Source organism: Streptomyces sp. CB02980, from assembly GCF_014451325.2.
Taxonomy (GTDB): domain Bacteria; phylum Actinomycetota; class Actinomycetes; order Streptomycetales; family Streptomycetaceae; genus Streptomyces.
This window is the reverse complement of the sequence record NZ_JACSCH020000006.1, coordinates 265,308-284,888: the sequence shown is the minus strand read 5'-3', so window position 1 is coordinate 284,888 and position 19,581 is coordinate 265,308. Positions and strand designations below refer to the sequence as shown.

Genomic DNA, 19,581 nt, shown 5'->3' with positions numbered 1-19,581 from the left:
TGACGGAAGAGGGGCGGGACCCAGGGTGAGCGCGTCAGGCACCGCTGCGACCGGACAGGTCGAGCACATGCTGCGCCAGGTGGCACCCGGACGCTATGACGCGTACGAGCAGTTGCTGCACGCCCTCGCCGACGGCGAGCTCTGGATGCTGCTCTGGCACGGCTCGCCCGGCTCGTCCGACGCCCAGTACGGGAACATGGAGGTCGACGGCTTCGGCTACGCGCCCTGCGTCACCTCCGCCCAGGAACTCGCCGCCTCCGGCTGGCACCGCGCCCACGAGCTCGTCACCGGCCGGGAGATCGCCCGCGCCCTCTACCCCGACCGCTGGGGCGTCTGGCTGAATCCGCACGCCCCCGGCGGTGGTGTCGGCATCCCCTGGGCCGACCTGCGCCGGATCGCCACGGGCCTCGACCGGATGCCCGCAGGGCCGCTCCGGGTCACCGAGCCCACCCTGGAGATCCCGCAGTTCTACGCCCTCCTCACGCAGAACGCGCACCGCACCCCGGCCGTCCGGGCGCTGCGCCGCGGCTGGGTGCAGCCCGCGCTCGGCTCCCCGTACCTCGCCATCGGCCTCGATCTGTACGACACCTCGCCGGCGGCCGTGGACACGGTCCGGGCGATGATGCGCCAGTCCATCGGAGCCGTACCCGAGGGGCTGCCCGTCTCGACGGTCGCCCTCTCCGACGCGTACGACCCGGTCGCCCTCTGGCTGCGGGCGAACGGCCGCCCGTTCTACGACCGCGAGGCGCACGCCGGACGCGGCTCCGCGCCCGTTCCGGGCTACGGATACCCGCCGCCGGCGCCGTCCGGATACTGAGACGTACCCCTTCTCACGTACTGCCCCACCAGCCTCCGGAGCTTGCTCCGGAGGCTTTCGTTCGCCCCAATTGAGGAGCTCGAACGCCTAGTTGAGGGGACATGTCCGATTGGGGGGAAGAGGACCCGAGATGGTCCGCTCACGTGATCGCGACGTCCGGATAACGGAAGTCGCAGCACCGCATCACGTTTGAGCAAACATTCCTCGTCAGGGCTGGCGGGTGATCACAAGCGCATTGAAGACTCCCCGGAACACCGGGCGTTCGGCTCCTTTCGAGCAGGTGCCCAGCAGGTTGTTCCACCGAGCCGCTACCCGCGGCGGGCAAGGGCCGGCTACCGGCGGCCGAGAGGGGTCCTCACCACGATGACGGCACCACTGCACGAGAAGAGTGCGGGCGAGGCGACCGCCACCGTCGATGGCGCGCCCGACGCCCCCGGCACTCCCGGCGACGCCCCCGCCAAGGCGATCGAGGGCCGCTCGCCCTGGCAGATCGCCTGGACCCGCCTCAAGCGAGACAAACTGGCCCTCGCGGGCGCCTTCATCGTCATCTTCCTCGTCCTCGTCGCGCTCTTCGCGCCGGTCATCGTGGGCCTCCTGGGCCACCCGCCGGACGAGTTCCACGAGGACCAGATCGACCCGCTGTTCGGCACCCCGATCGGGTCCTGGGGCGGGGTCAGCTCCGACTTCCTCTTCGGAGTCGAGCCCGTCAACGGCCGCGACGTCTTCAGCCGCATCGTCTACGGCGCCCGGATCTCGCTGCTCGTCGCCTTCCTCGCGGCGGTCTTCGCCGTCGTCCTCGGCACGATCCTCGGCATCATCGCCGGCTACTTCGGCGGCTGGATCGACGCGGCCCTCAGCCGGGTCATGGACGTGATGCTCGCCTTCCCGCAGCTGCTCTTCACGATCGCCCTGGTCTCCGTCCTGCCGAACCAGCTCCTCGGCCTCGACGGCTCCGGCGTCCGCATCGCCGCCCTGGTGCTCGTCATCGGCTTCTTCGGCTGGCCGTACGTGGGCCGCATCGTCCGCGGCCAGACGCTCTCGCTGCGCAACCGCGAGTACGTCGAGGCCGCCCAGAGCCTCGGCGCCGGCCGCCTCTACATCCTGCGCCGTGAGCTGCTGCCGAACCTGATCGCCCCGATCACGGTGTACGCGACCCTCATGATCCCCACCAACATCCTCACCGAAGCGGCGCTCAGCTTCCTCGGCGCGGGTGTGAAGCCGCCCACGGCCTCCTGGGGACAGATGCTGTCGACGGCCATCACCACCTACGAGTCGGACCCGCTGTTCATGGTGATCCCCGGCTTCGCGATCTTCATCACCGTTCTGGCGTTCAACCTCTTCGGCGACGGCGTGCGTGACGCGCTCGACCCGAAGGGCTCCCGCTGACCGTTCGCCGACGACCCGCACGACCCGCCCCTGCCGCTGGCGACAGGAGGCCAAACCCCAATCGGCGGACCGCCGTACGGCCGCCACTATCCCGGAGGTTGCTGGAACCATGCTGAAGAGCTCTCAGCGCAGAATCGCCGCGGGCGCGCTGCTCGCGGCGGCCACGATGGTCGTCACCACCGCCTGCGGTGGCGGCACCGGGGACAGCGGCGACAAGGGCAAGGGCGGTGCGCCCGGCTTCAACGCCGGTGTGAACAAGGTCGCCAACGCCTCCGACAAGAAGGGCGGCGAGCTGAAGTTCATCGGCTCGCAGGAGGCCGACTCGTGGGACCCGCAGCGCGGCTACTACGGCTTCGTGTGGGACTTCGCGCGCTACTACACGCGTCAGCTGGTCACCTTCAAGGCCGAGCCGGGCGCCGCCTCCACCGAGCTCGTCCCGGACCTCGCCACCGACGCCGGCAAGGTCTCGGCCGACGGCCTCACCTACACCTTCACGCTGAAGGACGGGGTGACCTGGGAGGACGGCAAGCCGATCACCTCCAAGGACATCAAGTACGGCATCGAGCGCATCTGGGCCCAGGACGTCATCTCCGGCGGCCCGATCTACCTCCAGCAGGTCCTCGACCCCAAGGGCGAGTACAAGGGTCCCTACAAGGACACCTCCGCGGACAAGCTCGGCCTGAAGGCGATCGAGACCCCGGACGACAAGACCATCATCTTCAAGCTGCCGGTCGCCAACGGTGACTTCCTGCAGATGCTGGCCATGCCCGCCGCCTCCCCGGTCCGCCAGGACAAGGACACCAAGGCCAAGTACGGCCTGAAGCCCTTCTCCTCCGGCCCGTACAAGTGGCAGTCGTACACCCCGAACAAGTCCATCAAGCTCGTCCGCAACGACAAGTGGGACGCCAAGACGGACACCATCCGCAAGGCCCTCCCGGACAGCGTCAGCGTCACGTTCACCACGAACGCCGACGACATGGACAACCGCCTCGTCGAGGGCGAGTACGACCTCGACATCAACGCCACGGGCGTCGGCGCCTCCGCCCGCCAGAAGGTGCTCCAGCAGCACAAGGGCAACGTCGACAACCCGCAGACGGGCTTCATCCGCTACGCGGTCTTCCCGCAGACGGTGATCCCCAACGTCGAGTGCCGCAAGGCCATCATCTACGCGGCCGACTCGAAGTCCCTGCAGACCGCCCGTGGCGGCCCGCAGGCCGGTGGCGACATCGCCTCCAACATGCTGCCGCCGGCGATCAAGGGTGCCGACCCGAAGGCCGACCCGTACGGCAAGCTCGGGGGCGCCCCGGACCTGGCCAAGGCCAAGGAAGCCCTGAAGAAGTGCGGTAAGCCGAACGGCTTCGAGACCACGATCGCGGTCCGCAACAACAAGAAGATCGAGATCGCCACCGCCGAGTCCCTCCAGCAGTCGCTGCTGAAGGTCGGCATCAAGGCCGAGATCGACCAGTTCGACGGCGCCCAGACGTCCGGCATCATCGGTTCGCCGAAGGTCGTCAAGGACAAGGGCTACGGCATCATCATCATGGGCTGGGGCGCCGACTTCCCGAGCGGACAGGGCTTCCTGCAGCCGCTGGTCGACGGCCGCTTCATCCTCCAGAGCGGCAACAACAACTTCTCCGAGCTGAACGACAAGGCCGTCAACGGCCTGTTCGACCAGGCGCTGAAGGAGACCGACCCGGTCAAGGCCGGCGAGCTCTACAAGCAGATCAACACGAAGGTCTCGGAGGCCGCGGTCTACCTGCCCTTCACCCACGAGAAGAACATCATCTGGCGCAGCTCCCGGCTGACCAACGTCTACACGGCGGACGCCTACAACGGCCGCTACGACTACGCGTCGCTCGGCGTCGTCAAGTAATCCGACCCGTTCCACCGGCGCACCACCCGCCGCCAGGTCCGAAGGGCAGGTGATGGCCGAGGGCGGCGGCCGGGGGACCCGATCGGGTCCCCCGGCCGCCGACCGGCCGACCGCATGCTTGCATACATAGTCCGGCGACTCTTCGCAGTCGTCGTGATGCTGCTCGTCGTCACGCTCGTGACGCTCAGCATCTTCTTCCTCATACCCAAGCTGACCGGCAGCGACCCTGCCGCGATGTTCGTCGGCAAGCAGGCGGATCCGGCATCCATCGAGGCCGTCCGGCAGAAACTGGGCCTGGACGAGCCACTCCTGGTGCAGTTCTGGCACTTCGTCTCCGGCATCTTCGTCGGTCGCGACTACACCGGCGGCGGCGACACCATCCACTGCGCGGCGCCCTGCTTCGGCTACTCGTTCCGCACCGAGCAGGACGTCTCGTCGATGCTGGTCGACGCCTTCCCCGTCACCCTCTCCATGGTCATCGGCGCCGCCGTGCTGTGGCTGATCCTGGGTGTCTCCACGGGCGTCGTCTCCGCGCTCAAGCGGGGCACGATCATCGACCGCGCGGCCATGATCACCGCGCTCGCCGGTGTCTCGCTGCCCATCTTCTTCACCGCCATGCTGGCGATGCTGGTCTTCCGTACCCAACTGGGCTGGCTCAACGCCTCGTACGTGCCGATCACCGAGTCCGTCGGTGGCTGGTTCGGCGGCCTGCTGCTTCCCTGGGTGACCCTCGCCTTCCTGTACGCGGCGATGTACGCGCGGCTCACCCGCGCCACCATGCTGGAGGTCCTCGGCGAGGACTACATCCGCACCGCACGGGCCAAGGGCCTCCCGGAGTCCGTCGTGCTCGGCAAGCACGCCATGCGCTCCACCATGACCCCCATCCTGACCATCTTCGGCATGGACCTCGGCGCCCTCGTGGGCGGCGCGATCCTGACCGAGACCGCGTTCAGCCTCCACGGCCTCGGCGGACTCGCCATCAAGGGCGTCAGCGAGCGCGACCTGCCGCTGATCCTGGCCGTCACGCTCATCACCGCGGCCTGCGTCGTCATCGCCAACCTCGTCGTGGACCTGCTGTACGCCGTGATCGACCCCCGAGTGAGGCTCGCATGACGGACAAGCTGACGAAGACCGGCGCGGCGGTGGGAGAACCCGTCGCCACCGGGTCCGCCCCCTCCGACGCCTTCCTCGACGTGCGCGACCTGAAGATCCACTTCCCGACCGACGACGGTCTGGTCAAGTCGGTCGACGGTCTCAGCTTCCAGCTGGAGAAGGGCAAGACCCTCGGCATCGTGGGCGAGTCCGGCTCCGGCAAGTCGGTCACCTCGCTCGGCATCATGGGCCTGCACACGGTCGGCCAGTACGGGCGGCAGAAGGCGAAGATCTCGGGCGAGATCTGGCTCAACGGCCGCGAGCTGCTCTCGGCCGACCCGGACGAGGTCCGCAGGATGCGCGGCCGCGACATGGCGATGATCTTCCAGGACCCGCTGTCCGCGATGCACCCGTACTACACGGTCGGCAACCAGATCGTGGAGGCGTACCGCGTCCACCACGACGTCGACAAGAAGACGGCGCGCAAGCGGGCCATCGAACTCCTCGACCGGGTCGGCATCCCCGAGCCAGCCAAGCGGTTCGACAACTACCCGCACGAGTTCTCCGGCGGCATGCGCCAGCGCGCGATGATCGCCATGGCGCTCGTCAACAACCCCGCGCTGCTCATCGCCGACGAGCCGACCACCGCGCTCGACGTGACCGTGCAGGCCCAGATCCTGGACCTGATGCGGGACCTCCAGAAGGAGTTCGGCTCCGCGGTCGTCATCATCACCCACGACCTCGGTGTCGTCGCCGAGCTCGCCGACGACATCCTCGTGATGTACGGCGGGCGCTGCGTCGAGCGCGGACCGGCCGAGTCCGTCTTCTACGAGCCGCAGCACCCCTACACCTGGGGCCTGCTCGGCTCGATGCCGAGGATCGACCGCGAACAGACCGAGCGGCTCATCCCGGTGAAGGGCAACCCGCCCAGCCTCATCAACATCCCGAGCGGCTGCGCCTTCAACCCCCGCTGCCCGTACGCGGACGTCCCCAAGGGCGGCATCACGCGCACCCTGCGGCCGGAGCTCGCGCCGGCCGGGGACCGCCACTTCTCGGCCTGCCACATGCCGCAGGAGGAGCGGACCCGTATCTGGACCGAAGAGATTGCGCCGAAACTGTGAGCGAGACCATGGAACCCCTCCTCAAGGTCACCGGCCTGAAGAAGCACTTCCCCATCAAGAAGGGGCTTCTCCAGCGCCAGACCGGCGCGGTCAAGGCGGTCGACGGGATCGACTTCGAGGTCCTGCCCGGTGAGACCCTCGGCGTCGTCGGCGAGTCCGGCTGCGGCAAGTCCACGATGGGCCGTCTGATCACCCGGCTCCTCGAACCGACCGGCGGCACGGTCGAGTTCCAGGGCAAGGACATCTCGCACCTCGGCGTCTCGGGCATGCGCCCGTTCCGCCGGGACATCCAGATGATCTTCCAGGACCCGTACGGCTCGCTGAACCCGCGCCACACGGTCGGCACGATCGTCTCGGCCCCCTTCAAGCTCCAGGGCGTGGAGCCCGAGGGCGGCGTGAAGAAGGAGGTCCAGCGCCTGCTCGGCCTGGTCGGCCTCAACCCGGAGCACTACAACCGCTACCCGCACGAGTTCTCCGGCGGTCAGCGCCAGCGCATCGGCATCGCCCGCGCGCTGGCCCTGAAGCCGAAGCTCGTGGTGGCGGACGAGCCGGTCTCGGCCCTGGACGTCTCCATCCAGGCCCAGGTGGTCAACCTCCTGGACGACCTCCAGCAGGAGCTCGGCCTCACGTACGTGATCATCGCGCACGACCTGTCGGTCATCCGGCACGTCTCGGACCGCATCGCGGTGATGTACCTGGGCAAGATCGTGGAACTCGCGGACCGGAAGTCCCTCTACGAGAACCCGATGCACCCGTACACCCGCGCCCTCATGTCGGCGGTCCCGATCCCGGACCCCCGCCGGCGTGGCGCGAAGAGCGACCGCATCCTCCTGACGGGCGACGTCCCGTCCCCGATCGCCCCGCCGCCGGGCTGCCGCTTCAACACCCGCTGCTGGAAGGCCACGGACGTCTGCCGCACGGCGGAACCCCCGCTGGTCGAACTCCGGCCGGGCCAGCGGGTGGCCTGCCACCACCCGGAGAACGCGGAGTCCCTGACGATCCCGGGAGCAAGGGAGTCGGTGGAGATCAGGAAGCCGGAGCCGCAGGCAACGACGAAGACGGAGCCCCCGTCCGACCCGAAGGCACCGAAGGCACCGAAGGCACCGGAGGCACCCGAGGCACCCGAGGCACCGGAGGCACCGGCGGAGCCGAAGGCATCCGAGGCACCGGCCGCGGCCACCACCGAGGACGACGCACCGAAGGCATGACACAGGGGAGGCCCCCGGTCCCGAAAGGCGACCGGGGGCCTCCGTGCGTGCGGGGTGCCCAGCGGGGCCCGGGCTGCGCGACCCAGGCCGGAACTCCGCCCTCGGCCCCAGCTCTCCGGGGCCCGGGGGTTCGGGGGCGGAGCCCCGGTCCCGTCAGGGTTTCGGGGAGGGGCGGGGTGGGGGAAGTCCCCCGCCCCGTCCGGGGGCCGAGCCCCCGGACGGGGAGCCCCCGCAGACCCCACGGGAACTACCGGCACAATTGGTCGGTGCTCCACGACCTGTTCACCCCCTCCGTCCAACACGCCCTCGACCTCGTCGGCATCTTCGTCTTCGCCATCTCCGGCGCCCTCCTCGCCGTCCGCAAGAACTTCGACGTCTTCGGCATCGCCGTCCTCGCCGAGGTCACCGCCCTCGGCGGCGGTCTCTTCCGCGACCTGATCATCGGCGCCGTACCGCCCGCCGCCTTCACCGATCTCGGCTACTTCCTCATGCCCCTGATCGCCGCGGGCCTCGTCTTCTTCCTCCACCCGGAGGTCGAGCGCACCCAGACCGCCGTCAACGTCTTCGACGCCGCCGGCCTGGGCCTCTTCTGCGTGACCGGTACGACGAAGGCGTACGACTACGGCCTCGGCCTCACCTCCTCCGCCGCGCTGGGTCTCGCGACGGCCGTCGGCGGCGGCGTCCTGCGCGACGTGCTCGCCAACGAGGTGCCGTCGCTGCTGCGCTGGGACCGGGACCTGTACGCCGTCCCCGCGATCGTCGGGGCCGCGATGGTCGCGCTCTGCATCCGTTTCGACATGCTCAACGGCTGGACCAGCGGCGCCGCCGTCCTCACCGCCTTCCTGCTCCGCCTGCTCGCGATGCGCTACCACTGGCGCGCGCCCCGCGCCTGGAACCGGCGGTCCTCCGCGCGCGAGGAACCGGAAAAAGCTACCGCTCAGTAGCTTCCTGGGGTACCGTCGGAAACATGAGCACGAGCATCGAGACCCCCGTCGCGACGAGCGAGCGCGGACGCGAGGGCGAGCGCGACGACGAGCGCGCGTACGAGTTCGACCGCGACACCGCCGTAGCCCTCCGGGAGCCCGGCGTCTACGACGCCGACCTCTCCGCGGGCTGGACGATCATCCACGCGGTCAACGGCGGCTACCTCCTCGCTCTGCTCGGCCGTGCCCTCGGCGACCACCTCCCGCACCCCGACCCGTTCACGATCTCGGCGCACTACCTCACGCCGTCCGCGCCGGGCCCCGCGGTGATCAGGACGGAGACCGTCCGCACCGGCCGTACGCTCTCCACCGGCCAGGCCTCCCTCTTCCAGTACGCGGAGGACGGCACCGAGGTCGAGCGCATCCGGGTCCTCGCCTCGTACGGCGACCTCGACACGCTCCCCGACGACGTCCGCACCACCGCGACGCCCCCGGCGATGGCCGCCGTCGAGAACTGCTTCGCCGCCTCCGACGGCCCGACCCCGGCGATCCCCGGCTCCTCGGCGATCGCCGACCGGCTCGACCTGCGCCTCGACCCGGCCTGCGTCGGCTGGGCGATCGGCGCGCCGTCCGGCAAGGGCGAGATGCGCGCGTGGTTCGGCCTCGCGGACGGCCGTGAGCCGGACGCGCTGTCGCTGCTCCTGACGGTCGACGCGCTGCCGCCGACCTCCTTCGAGCTGGGCCTGAAGGGCTGGACCCCGACCGTCGAGCTCACCACCCACATCCGCTGCCGCCCGGCCCCGGGCCCGCTGCGGGTCTCCATCACCACCCGCAACCTCGCCGGCGGCTTCCTCGAGGAGGACGCGGAGGTCTGGGACAGCGCCGACCGTCTGGTGGCGCAGTCCCGGCAGCTGGCCCGCGCGCCGCGCGCCTGACGCGGTTCCGGCTCCGACCCCGAGCCGGAACGCGCCGACGGGCGACGACAGGGTCCGTACGCCCCGGGGCCGCACACCCCGGAGCGCGTACGGCCCGGAGCGCGTACGGCCCGGACCCGATCCCGGTCCCGAAGGGGACCGATCGGCTCCGGGACGGTCCCGGACGTGAGCCATCGGCCACGTCCGGGACCCGAAGACACCCGCACCCCGGAGAATCCGGGCACCGGGCCGAGGCGGCCCCGGGCGCCCCACGTCCGGCCGGGCGGAGGACGCTCGGAGGACGGCTTCAGGGGCGCGCCGCCGGCCCTGGTCCCGGGCCTCCGCCCACCCGGCGCGGACACGGCCCCGGGCCCCGGCATCCGCCGCGCCCGGCGGCGTAAACCGGCCACCCGCCAGGGCCGGGGGCGCGGGCTCGTAGAATCGACCCACCATGGCTTACCTCGACCACGCCGCGACCACGCCCATGCTGCCCGAGGCGATCGAGGCGATGACCGCCCACCTCGCCGTCACGGGCAACGCCTCCTCCCTGCACGCCGCCGGACGGCGGGCCCGGCGGACCGTCGAGGAAGGCCGCGAGACGCTCGCCGCCGCCCTCGGCGCACGGCCGAGCGAGGTCGTCTTCACCTCCGGCGGCACCGAGGCCGACAACCTCGCCGTGAAGGGCCTCTACTGGGCCCGCCGCGACGCCGACCCCCGCCGTACCCGCGTCCTCGCCAGCCCCGTGGAGCACCACGCCGTGCTCGACGCCGTCGACTGGCTCGCCACCCACGAGGGCGCCGACGTCGAGTACCTGCCGGTCGACCGGTACGGCCGCGTGCACCCGGAGGCCCTGCGCGAGGCCATCGCCCGCGACCCCGAATCCGTCGCCCTCGCCACCGTCATGTGGGCCAACAACGAGATCGGCACCGTCATGCCGGTCCGCGAACTGGCCGACGTCGCCGCCGAGTTCGGTGTACCGCTGCATGCCGACGCCGTCCAGGCCGTCGGCCAGACCGAGGTCGACTTCGCCGCCTCGGGACTCGCCGCGATGACCGTCTCCGGCCACAAGATCGGCGGCCCCTACGGCATCGGCGCCCTGCTCCTGGGCCGCGAGCACACCCCCGTACCCGTACTGCACGGTGGCGGCCAGGAGCGGCATGTCCGCTCCGGCACCCTCGACGTACCGGCCGTCGCCGCCTTCGCGGTCGCCGCCCGGCTCGCCACCGAGCGGCGCGAGGAGTTCGCCCGGGAGATCGGCGCGCTGCGCGACGAGCTCGTGGCCGAGGTCCGGGCGCTCGTCCCCGACGTGATCCTCGGCGGAGACCCCGTCGAGCGGCTCCCCGCCAACGCCCACTTCACCTTCCCCGGCTGCGAGGGCGACTCCCTGCTCCTGCTGCTCGACGCGGCCGGGATCGCCTGCTCCACCGGCTCCGCCTGCACCGCCGGCATCGCGCAGCCGAGCCACGTCCTCCTCGCCACCGGCACCGATCCGGACCTGGCCCGGGGCACCCTGCGCTTCTCGCTCGGCCACACCTCCACCAAGGAGGACGTCGCGGCGGTCGCGGACGCGATCGGCCCCGCCGTGGAACGGGCCCGGACCGCGGGCCTCAGCTGACCCGCGCCCGAGGCCCGCGCGGGTCGTGAGAGCCCAGGCCGGCGCGCGGCCAGCGCGTGAGCCCAGACCCGCGCCCAGGCCCGCACGCGAACCGCGTGCGGGCGCTCAGGCGCGCGTCTTCGACGCCTCCCGCACCAGCTTCAGATAGCGGTCCCAGTCCCAGTGCGGACCGGGGTCGGTGTGGTCGGTGCCCTCGACCTCGACGTGCCCGATGATGTGCTCCCGGTCCACGGGTATCCCGTACCGGGCGCATATGTCGGCCGTCAGCCGCGCCGACCCCGCGTACATCGCCGCCGTGAAGTCCTGCGGCCGGTCGACGAAGCCCTCGTGCTCGATGCCGATGCTCCGCTCGTTCATGTCGCGGCTCCCCGCGTGGAACGCGACGTCGAGCTCCCGGATCATCTGCGCCACATGCCCGTCCTTGCGGACCACGTAGTGCGCGGCGGCCCCGTGCCCGGGGTCCTTGAAGACCTTCAGGGCGGTCGCGTAACTGCCCTGGACGACATGGATCACGACCCGGTCGATCCGGTAGTCGTCCGGCCGGTCGGCCCGCCGCCAGTTCGCCCGCGACGCCGAGGTCCACTCGGCGGCCCGGTGGTCGAGCTCGCCCTCGACCCGCTTCCTCTCCATCCCCGGCAGCCGCCACCAGGCACGCGCCAGCTCGTCCCTGGCCAGCGCCGCCGTCCCCAGGACGGCGACCCCGCCGCCCAGCAGCACCGCGCGCCGCCCCACCCGTCTGCCGGAACCGCCGGCCTTTCCCGAACCGCCGGCCCTGCCCGCACCACTCGCCTTGCTCCCCATGCCACCGAGAACGCTTACTACCGCGACCGTGGTTCCCGGCGCCCCGTACCCTGGTAGGGCTATGACTCAGACTCCGCCCCCGCGCCCCCAGACCCGTCCCCTCCGGGTACTTGCCGCCATGTCCGGCGGAGTGGACTCCGCCGTCGCCGCCGCCCGTGCCGCCGAGGCCGGCCACGACGTCACCGGCGTGCACCTCGCCCTCTCCGCGAACCCGCAGTCCTTCCGTACGGGAGCACGCGGCTGCTGCACGATCGAGGATTCCCGCGACGCCCGCCGGGCGGCCGACGTCATCGGCATCCCGTTCTACGTGTGGGACCTCGCCGAGCGCTTCCGCGAGGACGTCGTGGACGACTTCGTCGCGGAGTACGAGGCCGGCCGCACGCCCAACCCGTGCCTGCGCTGCAACGAGAAGATCAAGTTCGCCGCACTGCTCGACAAGGCGCTCGCCCTCGGCTTCGACGCGGTCTGCACCGGTCACTACGCGACGGTCGTCCTGAACGAGGACGGCACCCGCGAGCTGCACCGCGCCTCCGACATGGCGAAGGACCAGTCGTACGTGCTCGGCGTGCTCGACGAGAAGCAGCTCGCGCACGCGATGTTCCCGCTGGGCGACACGCTCACCACCAAGGACGAGATCCGCGCGGAGGCCGAGCGGCGCGGGCTCGCGGTCGCGAAGAAGCCCGACAGCCACGACATCTGCTTCATCGCCGACGGCGACACCCAGGGCTTCCTCGCCTCCCGCCTGGGCAAGGCGGAGGGTGACATCGTCGACGAGGCCGGTACGAAGGTCGGCAGCCACGAGGGCGCGTACGGCTTCACCATCGGCCAGCGCAAGGGCCTGCGGATCGGCCACCCCGCCGCCGACGGCAAGCCGCGCTACGTCCTGGACATCTCGCCGGTCGACAACAGGGTCACGGTGGGCCCCGTCGAGGCCCTGGACGTCACGGCGCTGACCGCCGTCAAGCCCCGCTGGTGCGGCACCGCGCCGGAGGGCGAGGGCCGCTACACGGCCCAGCTCCGCGCCCACGGCGGCGAGACCGAGGTGACGGCGTCCCTGACGGACGGCGAGCTCGCGGTCGCCTTCGACGAGCCGGTCCGCGGCGTGGCCCCGGGCCAGGCGATCGTGCTGTACGACGGCACGCGCGTGGTCGGCTCGGCCACGATCGCGACGACGACCCGCCGCACGACGGCGGCAGCACCGGCGACGGCGTAGGCCCACCCCCAGGGGGTGTCTCGCAGACGCCCCCTAGGTCCGCCCCTTCCGGTCCGGCCGGGCGGCGGCTCCCGCCGCCTCCCGCCTCCCGCCGTCCCCGGACCCGGCCGCCCGCGGCGCCGGGAGCGGGCGCGGAGGCGCGGTCGGGCCGTCGGCCGGCTCGGGTGCCGGCGAGGTGCCGAAGACATGGACGTCCGTCTCCGCGCAGATCACGAGACGCCCGTCGGGGGCGAACTCCAGCGCGGTGACCGGTACGCCGCCGGGCATGGTGAACGAGTCGGCGGCGTCGCCGCACGCGGGCGGCGGCCAGGCCCCGGCGTGCGTCTCCCACACCGTCACCCGCCCGTCGCCGTCCCCCACCGCGAACAGCAGCCGGCCGTCCACGACATGTGCCGAGAGCGCCGTGACCCGGCTCGTCCGCCCGCCCGGAAACGCCGGCGCGGACGCCTCCGGCCCGTCGCGCCGCGGTTCCCAGCGGGCCACGGTGACCGTGTCGGTGCCGTCCCAGGCCCGGATCGCCGCGTCGTCGCAGGCGATGAGGGCCACCGGGCGGCCCTCCGCGCGGACGCACGCGACCGCGACCGCCTCCCAGTCCATCCGCAGCTCGTGGCGGCGCGGACGCCTGGCGTCGCGCCACATCATCACCGAGCCGTTCGCCCGCGCGGCGACCACGGCGAGCCCCCCGTCCCCGGGCGCACACGCGAGGGCCGTCACCGGGATCGGGCCCGGGCCCTGTTCCAGCCGGCGCAGCGAGACACCGCTGATCAGGTCCCACACCTCCACGTGGTGCGTGCGACCGGCGGTGACGGCGACCGGGCGGCCCCCGTACCGGCCGACGGTCTCCGCCACGGGCCAGCGAGGCGACTGCCGGTCCATCGTCATGCCGCTGGACAGGTCCCACACCTCCGCCGGGCGGTTGGCGGCCCGGGTCAGCGCGACCAGCCGACCGTCGACGGAGGCGGCGACGACGCCGGTGAACGCCGACACCGCGTCGGTGAGCGGCGGCAGGGCGTTCGCTCCCGATTCCATCCACCGGATGCGTACCGTCGTGTCGGTGCTCGCGGTCACCACGTAACGGGGCTGGTCCCCGCCTCCGACGCAGGCCACAGCCGTCACGGGCCGGGTGTGGCCGGCGCTCGGCGCGGCGGGTGGTGCCGTCACGTCGCACACGTGCACGGACCCGTCGGACGCGCCGAGGACGGCGGTGACGGCGCCGTCGGCGGAGGCGTGCGTGCGCAGGGTGGTGAACGGCGGCGCCGGTGCGGGGCCGGCGGACGGTGGCACCGCCTCCGCCGGTGACGGCGGCGCCGCCGAGGACGCGGTCAGCCGGCGGCTCTCCAGGTCGAGCAGGTGGACGGTGCCGTCCGCGCACGCCAGCACTGCCGTGGGGCGGCCGCCCAGGGTGGTGCAGGACACCGCGACCGCCGGAGACCGCAGCGGCACGGTGCCCACCTCGCGGGGTGCGCGCGGCCGCCGCAGCGACCAGATGCGGACGGCGGCGCGGTCGGCCGTCACGGCGACGGGGACGGCGTGGAGCAGGGTGCAGTCGACCGAGTCGAGCGCCGGACGGCTCGGGTCCTCCGCGCTCGTCGTGAGCATTCCGCGCAGGGGGTCCCAGACGTACAGGACGCCCTGCGGACCGCCGGCCACGACCAGGTCCCGGCCCCGGCGGAGGGCGAGGTTCTCCGCCTTGGGGTCCGCGTCGACGGTGACGACCGCCAGGCCGCCGCAGCAGCCGTCCGGCAGCCGGACCCGCCAGGGCAGCGCCCTCGCGTCGGCGACGTCCCAGGCGCGCAGCTCCCCGTCGGCCCACGCGCTCACCACGGCCTTCCGGCCGTCCAGTTCGAGGGTGACGAGCGCGTCCACGCGCACGTTCCTCCCACCCGCGGGTACGGACCCGCGCGCGGTCCTCTCCTCCACCGGCTCGGCCGTGAGGGTCTTTCCGGTGGCGAGGTCGTGGAACCGGAGGGCGCCGGTCTCCGTGCCGGTGACGAGCAGGTCGTGCCCGGCCGACGAGGTCGCGGTCAGGGCGGTGACCTGCCGTTCGGCGACCGCGTCCGGCAGTGCGGACGTCCGCCCCGTCGCGAGCGCCCAGGCCTGCGGTGTCCCGCCGCCGAGGACGACGACGGTGTCCCGCCCCGCCGTCCCGACGAAGGCCGCCGACTCGACCGGCCCCCGGCCGTCGGCCAGGCGCTGCACGGAGAGGGTGGTCGGCGTGCTGCCCGCCGCCGCCCACTGGGGGCGCCAACGCCCCACCTTCCCGCCGGAGTTCAGCCCGGCGAGCAGGGCGGTGTGCCGGTGCCGGGCGGCGTCGCAGGCGAGGACGTGCCGGCGCTCCTCGCGCGTCATGTCCTGATGGAGATCCAGATGGGCGCGGTAGACGGCCGCGGCCGAACGCGCCTGCTCGGTCCGCAGCCCGTGCAACCACGGGGCGAGTCCGGCCGGGTGGGCGTGCACGAGGAACTCACCGTCGGTGACCAGCTCGTCGAGCCGGTCCGCCGCCGCGGCCTTCGCCGGCAGATGACGCAGGACGTACGGGTCGGCCGCGTGCCACAGCACGGTCCCGTCGGCCGCCCGCGGCACCGTGTCCCGAAGCCGTACGTACCACCGTGTCTCGGCGTCCGGCGGCGCGTCGTGGCGCCGCAACTCGTCGGCGAGCGCCTGGTGGTAGAGCCGGTACACCGAGCGGTCGTCCTCGTCGAGGGCCTCGACGAGATACGGGCCGACGGCCTCGTCGCGCAGCAGCCGCGTCAGCCGCTCGGCCGTCGGGCCGACCTGTCGCGGCCGGTCGGCCGCGAGCGCCGCCCAGATCGGGGCGAGGGGCATGCCGTGCCCCTCCGCGTACGCCAGCGGCAGCAGGAGAGCGCCGACCTCGGCCACCTCCGCCGGGGCCAGGTGCTGTGCCAGCGCCCACCGGAAGGCACGGCCGACCTGGGCCGCCGGGCCCGCCGCCGGATCGCGGGCGGGCAGCGCCAGCGGCGCGCGGGTCCGCAGCAGCCCGGAGCCGGCGACCGAGCGCGCCATCAGCCGGGCCACCAGGTAGATCGGGTCGGAGGCACGCGCGATCTCGGCCGCGGCCGAGTCGATCAGCGCGTCGGACACACCCGTCCCGCTGTGCGGCCCGAGCGGTGACCGCAGGATGCTCGCCGCGTACCGCACGAGGTCGTCGGGCTCGGTCCAGTCGGAGGACGCGAGATCGACGACCCGGGTGTACGGCGCCCCGTCCGCCACCGCGCCCGCGAGATGGGGCCGGGTGCCGACGAGGAGCCGCAGCCGGGGCGCCGAGGCCGCCAGGTCGGCGAGGAAGCGGGCGATGCGGCGCTCCTCGTCGTGGGCGACGCCCGATTCGTCGAGCGCGTCGACGACGACGGTGGCGACGTGACCGGGCTCCGCGAGACGGGCGCGCAGCGCCGTCTCGGTCGGCTCGGGGCAGCCGAACGCGGCGGCGAGCGCGGAGACGACCTGCGGCAGCGACAGGGCGCGGGCGTGCAGGGCCACGGTGACCGAACCGGACGGCGGCGCCGTCCCGGGGGCGATGGTGCCGGCCGGGACGACACCGCGCGCGTCGTCGTCGGCCAGGGCGACGAGACGGCCGAGCACCGCGGACTTGCCGACGCCCGGCGGGCCGGTCACGACGAAGACCCGGGCCTCCTGGTCGTTCCCGCTCCGCAGCCAGCCGGCCAGCCGGGTCAGGACGCGGACCCGGCCGGTGAAGTAGTGGCCCGTCTCCTGGACGGCCTGCCGGCCCGTCCCGCGGGGCGAGAAGTGCTCGACCAGATCCTTGTACCGGCGCTGCCGCTCGGCCGCCCCGTATCCGGACGCCGCTTCGAGCCGCCGCACGAAGTGGCGCTGCTCGGCGACGTCGAGGTCGCGGTCGACCAGGCCCAGTTCCGGCACGTGGAAGGGGTTGCGGAAGAACCCGGTGGCGGTGTCCCCGCGCACGGTGTCGTCGCACAGCTGGGCCCAGTCTGCGTGGTGGTCGACGCCCCGGCGCCGGAACTCCGCGTTGAGCGCGCCCGTGAGGTCCGACAGGGAGATGTGACTGGAGCGGTGGCCGAGCCAGCCCTCGTCGCCGAGGACATGGGCGAGCGCCGCGCTGAACGCGCCGTCCTGCGCCTCCTCGGTGATCCGCGCCGCGCTGAGCACGCCGAAGGACTTCAGGTAGCGGTGGTCGGTGTTCGGCGCGTGGGCGACCGCGTGCTTGGCCTCGACGGCCCAGGTGAAGGCGTCCACGGCGCCCTGGCCCGCGTAGCAGGCGTCGATCACGAGCAGGATCCGCCGGACGCCCTTGCGCGCGGGGAGCTCCACGAGCTGACGGGTGCTCATGGCGGTGATCCGTACCTCCGCCGAGCCCGGATCGGACTCCGCGCACATCAGGAAGTGCTCCCGACCGTCCGCCTGCCCGTGCCCGCTGTAGTAGACGAGCAACGCGTCGTCGTCCTCGAAGCCCTCCGGGAGCCAGCGCAGCAACGGCCGCAGCACGTCCTGGGGGCCGGGCGGATCCAGGCTGCCGTCGGGGAAGACGGGCACCGGCTCGTACCCGACGCCGGCGAGCGAGTCCAGCACCCGGGCCAGGTCGTCGGCGACCCGGGGCAGGGCGGGCAGTTCCTCGTGCGCGTACCGCGCGGCGCCGAAGGCCAGCACGTACCGCTTCGGCTCCACGGCCTCCGTCACCCCGCCCGCAGCCCCTCGCCGATCGCCGCGCCCGTCTCCCGGGCCGTCAGATGACGCAGCAGGTCGTGCACCTTCCACCCGTTGTCGACCGGCACGTCGCGCAGCACTCCGCCCGCCGTGCCGTCGGCCGGGCGGAACAGACCGGCGAGCTCCTTGACCGACGCCACCACGTCGTGCCGGTCGGCGAGGTTCGTCCAGTGCGCGAGCCCCTCCGGCCAGCGGCCGCGGCCGGCGTGGGGAGCGGGGCGCAGCCGGTCGAAGACGAGCGACGGCATGCCGAGCGGGGAACCGAGGGTCACCAGGGTCCGGACGGGCCACTCGGGATGGGCGCACAGGGCCTCGTACGCGACGACGGAACCGAGGGAGTGACCGACGAGCACGGTCGTGTCGGGCCCCACGCGGGAGGCGACGGCCTCCATGGCCCGGGCGCGCACGGCGTCCTCGCCGAAGTAGCGGCGCACCTGCCGCAGTACACCGAGCAGGAACCGCTCGGCCACCGGCCCCGGCAGGAACGGGGAGCGCAGCAGTACGTTCATGGCGCGCTGCACCACCTGCGGTGTCGGCGCCTTCGTGTCGCCCCGGGGTTCCTGCCCGCGGACCGCCGCGTCCGCCCAGGCCAGGAGGAGCTCCCGCTCGTACGGGTCGGTCACGTCCGCGGCGGACAGCGGGCCGGCCTGCCCCGCCTTGGCGCCGGGGGCGCGGAACGCGTCGCCGTAGAAGGCGACGTCGACGTCCTCGACCGCCGGTACGGCGTCCGCGGGCACGTCCCCGGCCCGCGCGGCCCCGTCGACGCCGTCGGCGAGCGCGGCGGCGACGGGCCCCTGGAGGCTCCTGCGACCCAGATACTCCTGACCCACCCCGTGGACGACCACGACTCGTGCCATCACAGCCCCCGATCTCCGTTGTCCGGACAGCCATGATCTCCCCAAGGAGGGGCCCGAGAAAGCCCGTTGGCGTACTCAGACCCGCCGCGAGGTACTCAGTCCGGTGGCGTTCCCGCCCAGGGCCCTGCCCGGCGGATCACGGTCGGTCAGCTCATGGCCAGGATCGGTCGTGGCCCGATCAGGGTCGATCGGGTCGGACGGCCCTGGGGCCCGTCCGGCGGATCATGGTCGGACACCCCCTAGGCCGCCTCCGCGGGCTCCCGCTCGTCGGTGAGGAACTCCTCCAGGACCGGGGCGAGGACGTGCGGGGCCACCTCGTACGTCTGGCCCGTCAACGTGCGGTGCCGGCCCCGGGGGAGAGCCTCCGTCAGGGCGCGGGCCGCCTGCCGGACGCCCACCGGGCTCACGCCCCCGTCGACCACCAGCACGCGCGCGTGGACCCGGGCCAGCAGACGCTCCGGCACCGTCCCGTCGCCGAGGACGGCGAAGTCGTACGCGAGGGTGTGCGCCAGCTCCGCGATCCCGGGCCGCAGCCCCGCGGGCACCGTCGACTCCGCCAGGAACAGGTCGATCGCCTCCGCCCGCCGTCCCCCGGCGAGCAGCACGGCCACCTGCCGCCGCCGCTCGGCGGCCGCCGCCGAGTACGGCGGCTCGAACACCGACGCCGCCCCGGCCGGCAGCCCGGCGGCCACCGCGGCCAGGACCAGCGCGCCCCCCGTGCCCGTCCCGTGCAGCGCCGCACCCGGCCCCGCCTCCCCGACCACCGCGGCCAGGTCCTCGATCTCCCGCTCCACCGCGTACGGCCCGGTGTCGCCGCTCCCCCCGCGACCCCTCCGGTCGTACGCCACGACCGAGAAGCGCCGGGCCAGGAACCCGCCCAGCGCACGCTCGCCCGCGGCCGTCCCCAGCGCGCCGCTCACCAGGACGAGCGGCGGCCCCTCCCCGTACCGCTCGTACGCGATCGTCGTCCCGTCCCGTGACGTGACCCGTCCCCGAAGCCTGCTCGGCGTGGTGCTCACCTCGTCCATGGCAGGGGAGACCGGACCCGGCACCGGAACTC

General features: G+C 73.0%; 14 protein-coding genes. 10 read left to right on the top strand and 4 right to left on the bottom strand.

Annotated elements, in window-relative coordinates:
• The first annotated feature begins 25 nt into the window (after positions 1-25).
• The 9 genes from E0F75_RS15710 (at position 26) to E0F75_RS15670 (ending at position 10,949) form a co-directional block, all read left to right on the top strand.
• Positions 26-817 carry an enhanced serine sensitivity protein SseB C-terminal domain-containing protein gene (locus tag E0F75_RS15710; protein WP_187623135.1) on the top strand — a complete coding sequence of 264 codons (792 nt, stop codon included), beginning with the start codon at positions 26-28 and terminating at the stop codon, positions 815-817.
• A gap of 363 nt (positions 818-1,180) precedes the next feature.
• A complete protein-coding gene (locus E0F75_RS15705; protein WP_187623134.1) occupies positions 1,181-2,203 on the top strand; it encodes an ABC transporter permease in 1,023 nt (340 codons plus the stop codon).
• A 109-nt stretch (positions 2,204-2,312) separates the two neighbouring features.
• A complete protein-coding gene (locus tag E0F75_RS15700; RefSeq protein ID WP_187623133.1) occupies positions 2,313-4,076 on the top strand; it encodes an ABC transporter substrate-binding protein in 1,764 nt (587 codons plus the stop codon).
• A gap of 114 nt (positions 4,077-4,190) precedes the next feature.
• The gene (locus E0F75_RS15695) at positions 4,191-5,189 is read left to right on the top strand and encodes an ABC transporter permease (protein ID WP_187623132.1); all 999 of its coding nucleotides are present in this window, start codon (positions 4,191-4,193) and stop codon (positions 5,187-5,189) included.
• On the top strand, positions 5,186-6,289 hold the full coding sequence (locus E0F75_RS15690; protein WP_187623131.1) for an ABC transporter ATP-binding protein: 1,104 nt from the start codon (positions 5,186-5,188) through the stop codon (positions 6,287-6,289). The genes E0F75_RS15695 and E0F75_RS15690 overlap by 4 nt, the downstream gene beginning before the upstream one ends.
• An 8-nt stretch (positions 6,290-6,297) precedes the next feature.
• Complete coding sequence (locus E0F75_RS15685) at positions 6,298-7,497, top strand: ABC transporter ATP-binding protein (RefSeq protein WP_187623241.1); 1,200 nt, start codon at positions 6,298-6,300, stop codon at positions 7,495-7,497.
• A gap of 266 nt (positions 7,498-7,763) precedes the next feature.
• Positions 7,764-8,441: a trimeric intracellular cation channel family protein gene (locus E0F75_RS15680; RefSeq protein WP_073912656.1), complete on the top strand. Its 678-nt coding sequence runs from the start codon at positions 7,764-7,766 to the stop codon at positions 8,439-8,441.
• Between the two features lie 23 nt (positions 8,442-8,464).
• The gene (locus E0F75_RS15675; RefSeq protein WP_229312683.1) at positions 8,465-9,355 is read left to right on the top strand and encodes a thioesterase family protein; all 891 of its coding nucleotides are present in this window, start codon (positions 8,465-8,467) and stop codon (positions 9,353-9,355) included.
• A gap of 430 nt (positions 9,356-9,785) precedes the next feature.
• Entirely contained in the window at positions 9,786-10,949 is a 1,164-nt protein-coding gene (locus tag E0F75_RS15670; RefSeq protein WP_187623130.1) for a cysteine desulfurase family protein, read from the top strand.
• Between the two features lie 105 nt (positions 10,950-11,054).
• On the opposite strand, the gene E0F75_RS15665 is transcribed toward E0F75_RS15670, so the two are convergent.
• Entirely contained in the window at positions 11,055-11,750 is a 696-nt protein-coding gene (locus tag E0F75_RS15665; RefSeq protein ID WP_187623129.1) for an N-acetylmuramoyl-L-alanine amidase, read from the bottom strand.
• A 61-nt stretch (positions 11,751-11,811) separates the two neighbouring features.
• Between E0F75_RS15665 and mnmA the strand changes: the two genes are divergently transcribed.
• The gene (gene mnmA / locus E0F75_RS15660; protein WP_187623128.1) at positions 11,812-12,963 is read left to right on the top strand and encodes a tRNA 2-thiouridine(34) synthase MnmA; all 1,152 of its coding nucleotides are present in this window, start codon (positions 11,812-11,814) and stop codon (positions 12,961-12,963) included.
• A gap of 33 nt (positions 12,964-12,996) precedes the next feature.
• Here the strand turns inward: mnmA and E0F75_RS15655 are convergent, their stop codons facing one another.
• From E0F75_RS15655 to E0F75_RS15645, 3 genes are all read right to left on the bottom strand, one after another.
• Positions 12,997-17,637 (bottom strand): caspase family protein, encoded by a 4,641-nt coding sequence (locus E0F75_RS15655; RefSeq protein WP_187623127.1) that lies wholly within the window; start codon positions 17,635-17,637, stop codon positions 12,997-12,999.
• The gene (locus tag E0F75_RS15650) at positions 17,634-18,521 is read right to left on the bottom strand and encodes an alpha/beta hydrolase (RefSeq protein ID WP_187623126.1); all 888 of its coding nucleotides are present in this window, start codon (positions 18,519-18,521) and stop codon (positions 17,634-17,636) included. Before E0F75_RS15650 ends, E0F75_RS15655 begins: the two co-directional genes overlap by 4 nt.
• Positions 18,522-18,760: 239 nt before the next feature.
• The gene (locus tag E0F75_RS15645; RefSeq protein WP_187623125.1) at positions 18,761-19,549 is read right to left on the bottom strand and encodes an alpha/beta fold hydrolase; all 789 of its coding nucleotides are present in this window, start codon (positions 19,547-19,549) and stop codon (positions 18,761-18,763) included.
• Positions 19,550-19,581 lie beyond the last annotated feature (32 nt).

Excerpts from the sequence above, each read along its gene's own strand:
- E0F75_RS15670 (WP_187623130.1), top strand. The coding sequence starts at position 9,786 with ATGGCTTACCTCGACCACGCCGCGACCACGCCCATGCTGCCCGAGGCG.
- E0F75_RS15695 (WP_187623132.1), top strand. The coding sequence starts at position 4,191 with ATGCTTGCATACATAGTCCGGCGACTCTTCGCAGTCGTCGTGATGCTG.
- mnmA (WP_187623128.1), top strand. The coding sequence starts at position 11,812 with ATGACTCAGACTCCGCCCCCGCGCCCCCAGACCCGTCCCCTCCGGGTA.
- E0F75_RS15645 (WP_187623125.1), bottom strand. The coding sequence starts at position 19,549 with ATGGACGAGGTGAGCACCACGCCGAGCAGGCTTCGGGGACGGGTCACG.
- E0F75_RS15665 (WP_187623129.1), bottom strand. The coding sequence starts at position 11,750 with ATGGGGAGCAAGGCGAGTGGTGCGGGCAGGGCCGGCGGTTCGGGAAAG.
- E0F75_RS15675 (WP_229312683.1), top strand. The coding sequence starts at position 8,465 with ATGAGCACGAGCATCGAGACCCCCGTCGCGACGAGCGAGCGCGGACGC.
- E0F75_RS15700 (WP_187623133.1), top strand. The coding sequence starts at position 2,313 with ATGCTGAAGAGCTCTCAGCGCAGAATCGCCGCGGGCGCGCTGCTCGCG.
- E0F75_RS15685 (WP_187623241.1), top strand. The coding sequence starts at position 6,298 with ATGGAACCCCTCCTCAAGGTCACCGGCCTGAAGAAGCACTTCCCCATC.
- E0F75_RS15705 (WP_187623134.1), top strand. The coding sequence starts at position 1,181 with ATGACGGCACCACTGCACGAGAAGAGTGCGGGCGAGGCGACCGCCACC.
- E0F75_RS15690 (WP_187623131.1), top strand. The coding sequence starts at position 5,186 with ATGACGGACAAGCTGACGAAGACCGGCGCGGCGGTGGGAGAACCCGTC.
- E0F75_RS15650 (WP_187623126.1), bottom strand. The coding sequence starts at position 18,521 with ATGGCACGAGTCGTGGTCGTCCACGGGGTGGGTCAGGAGTATCTGGGT.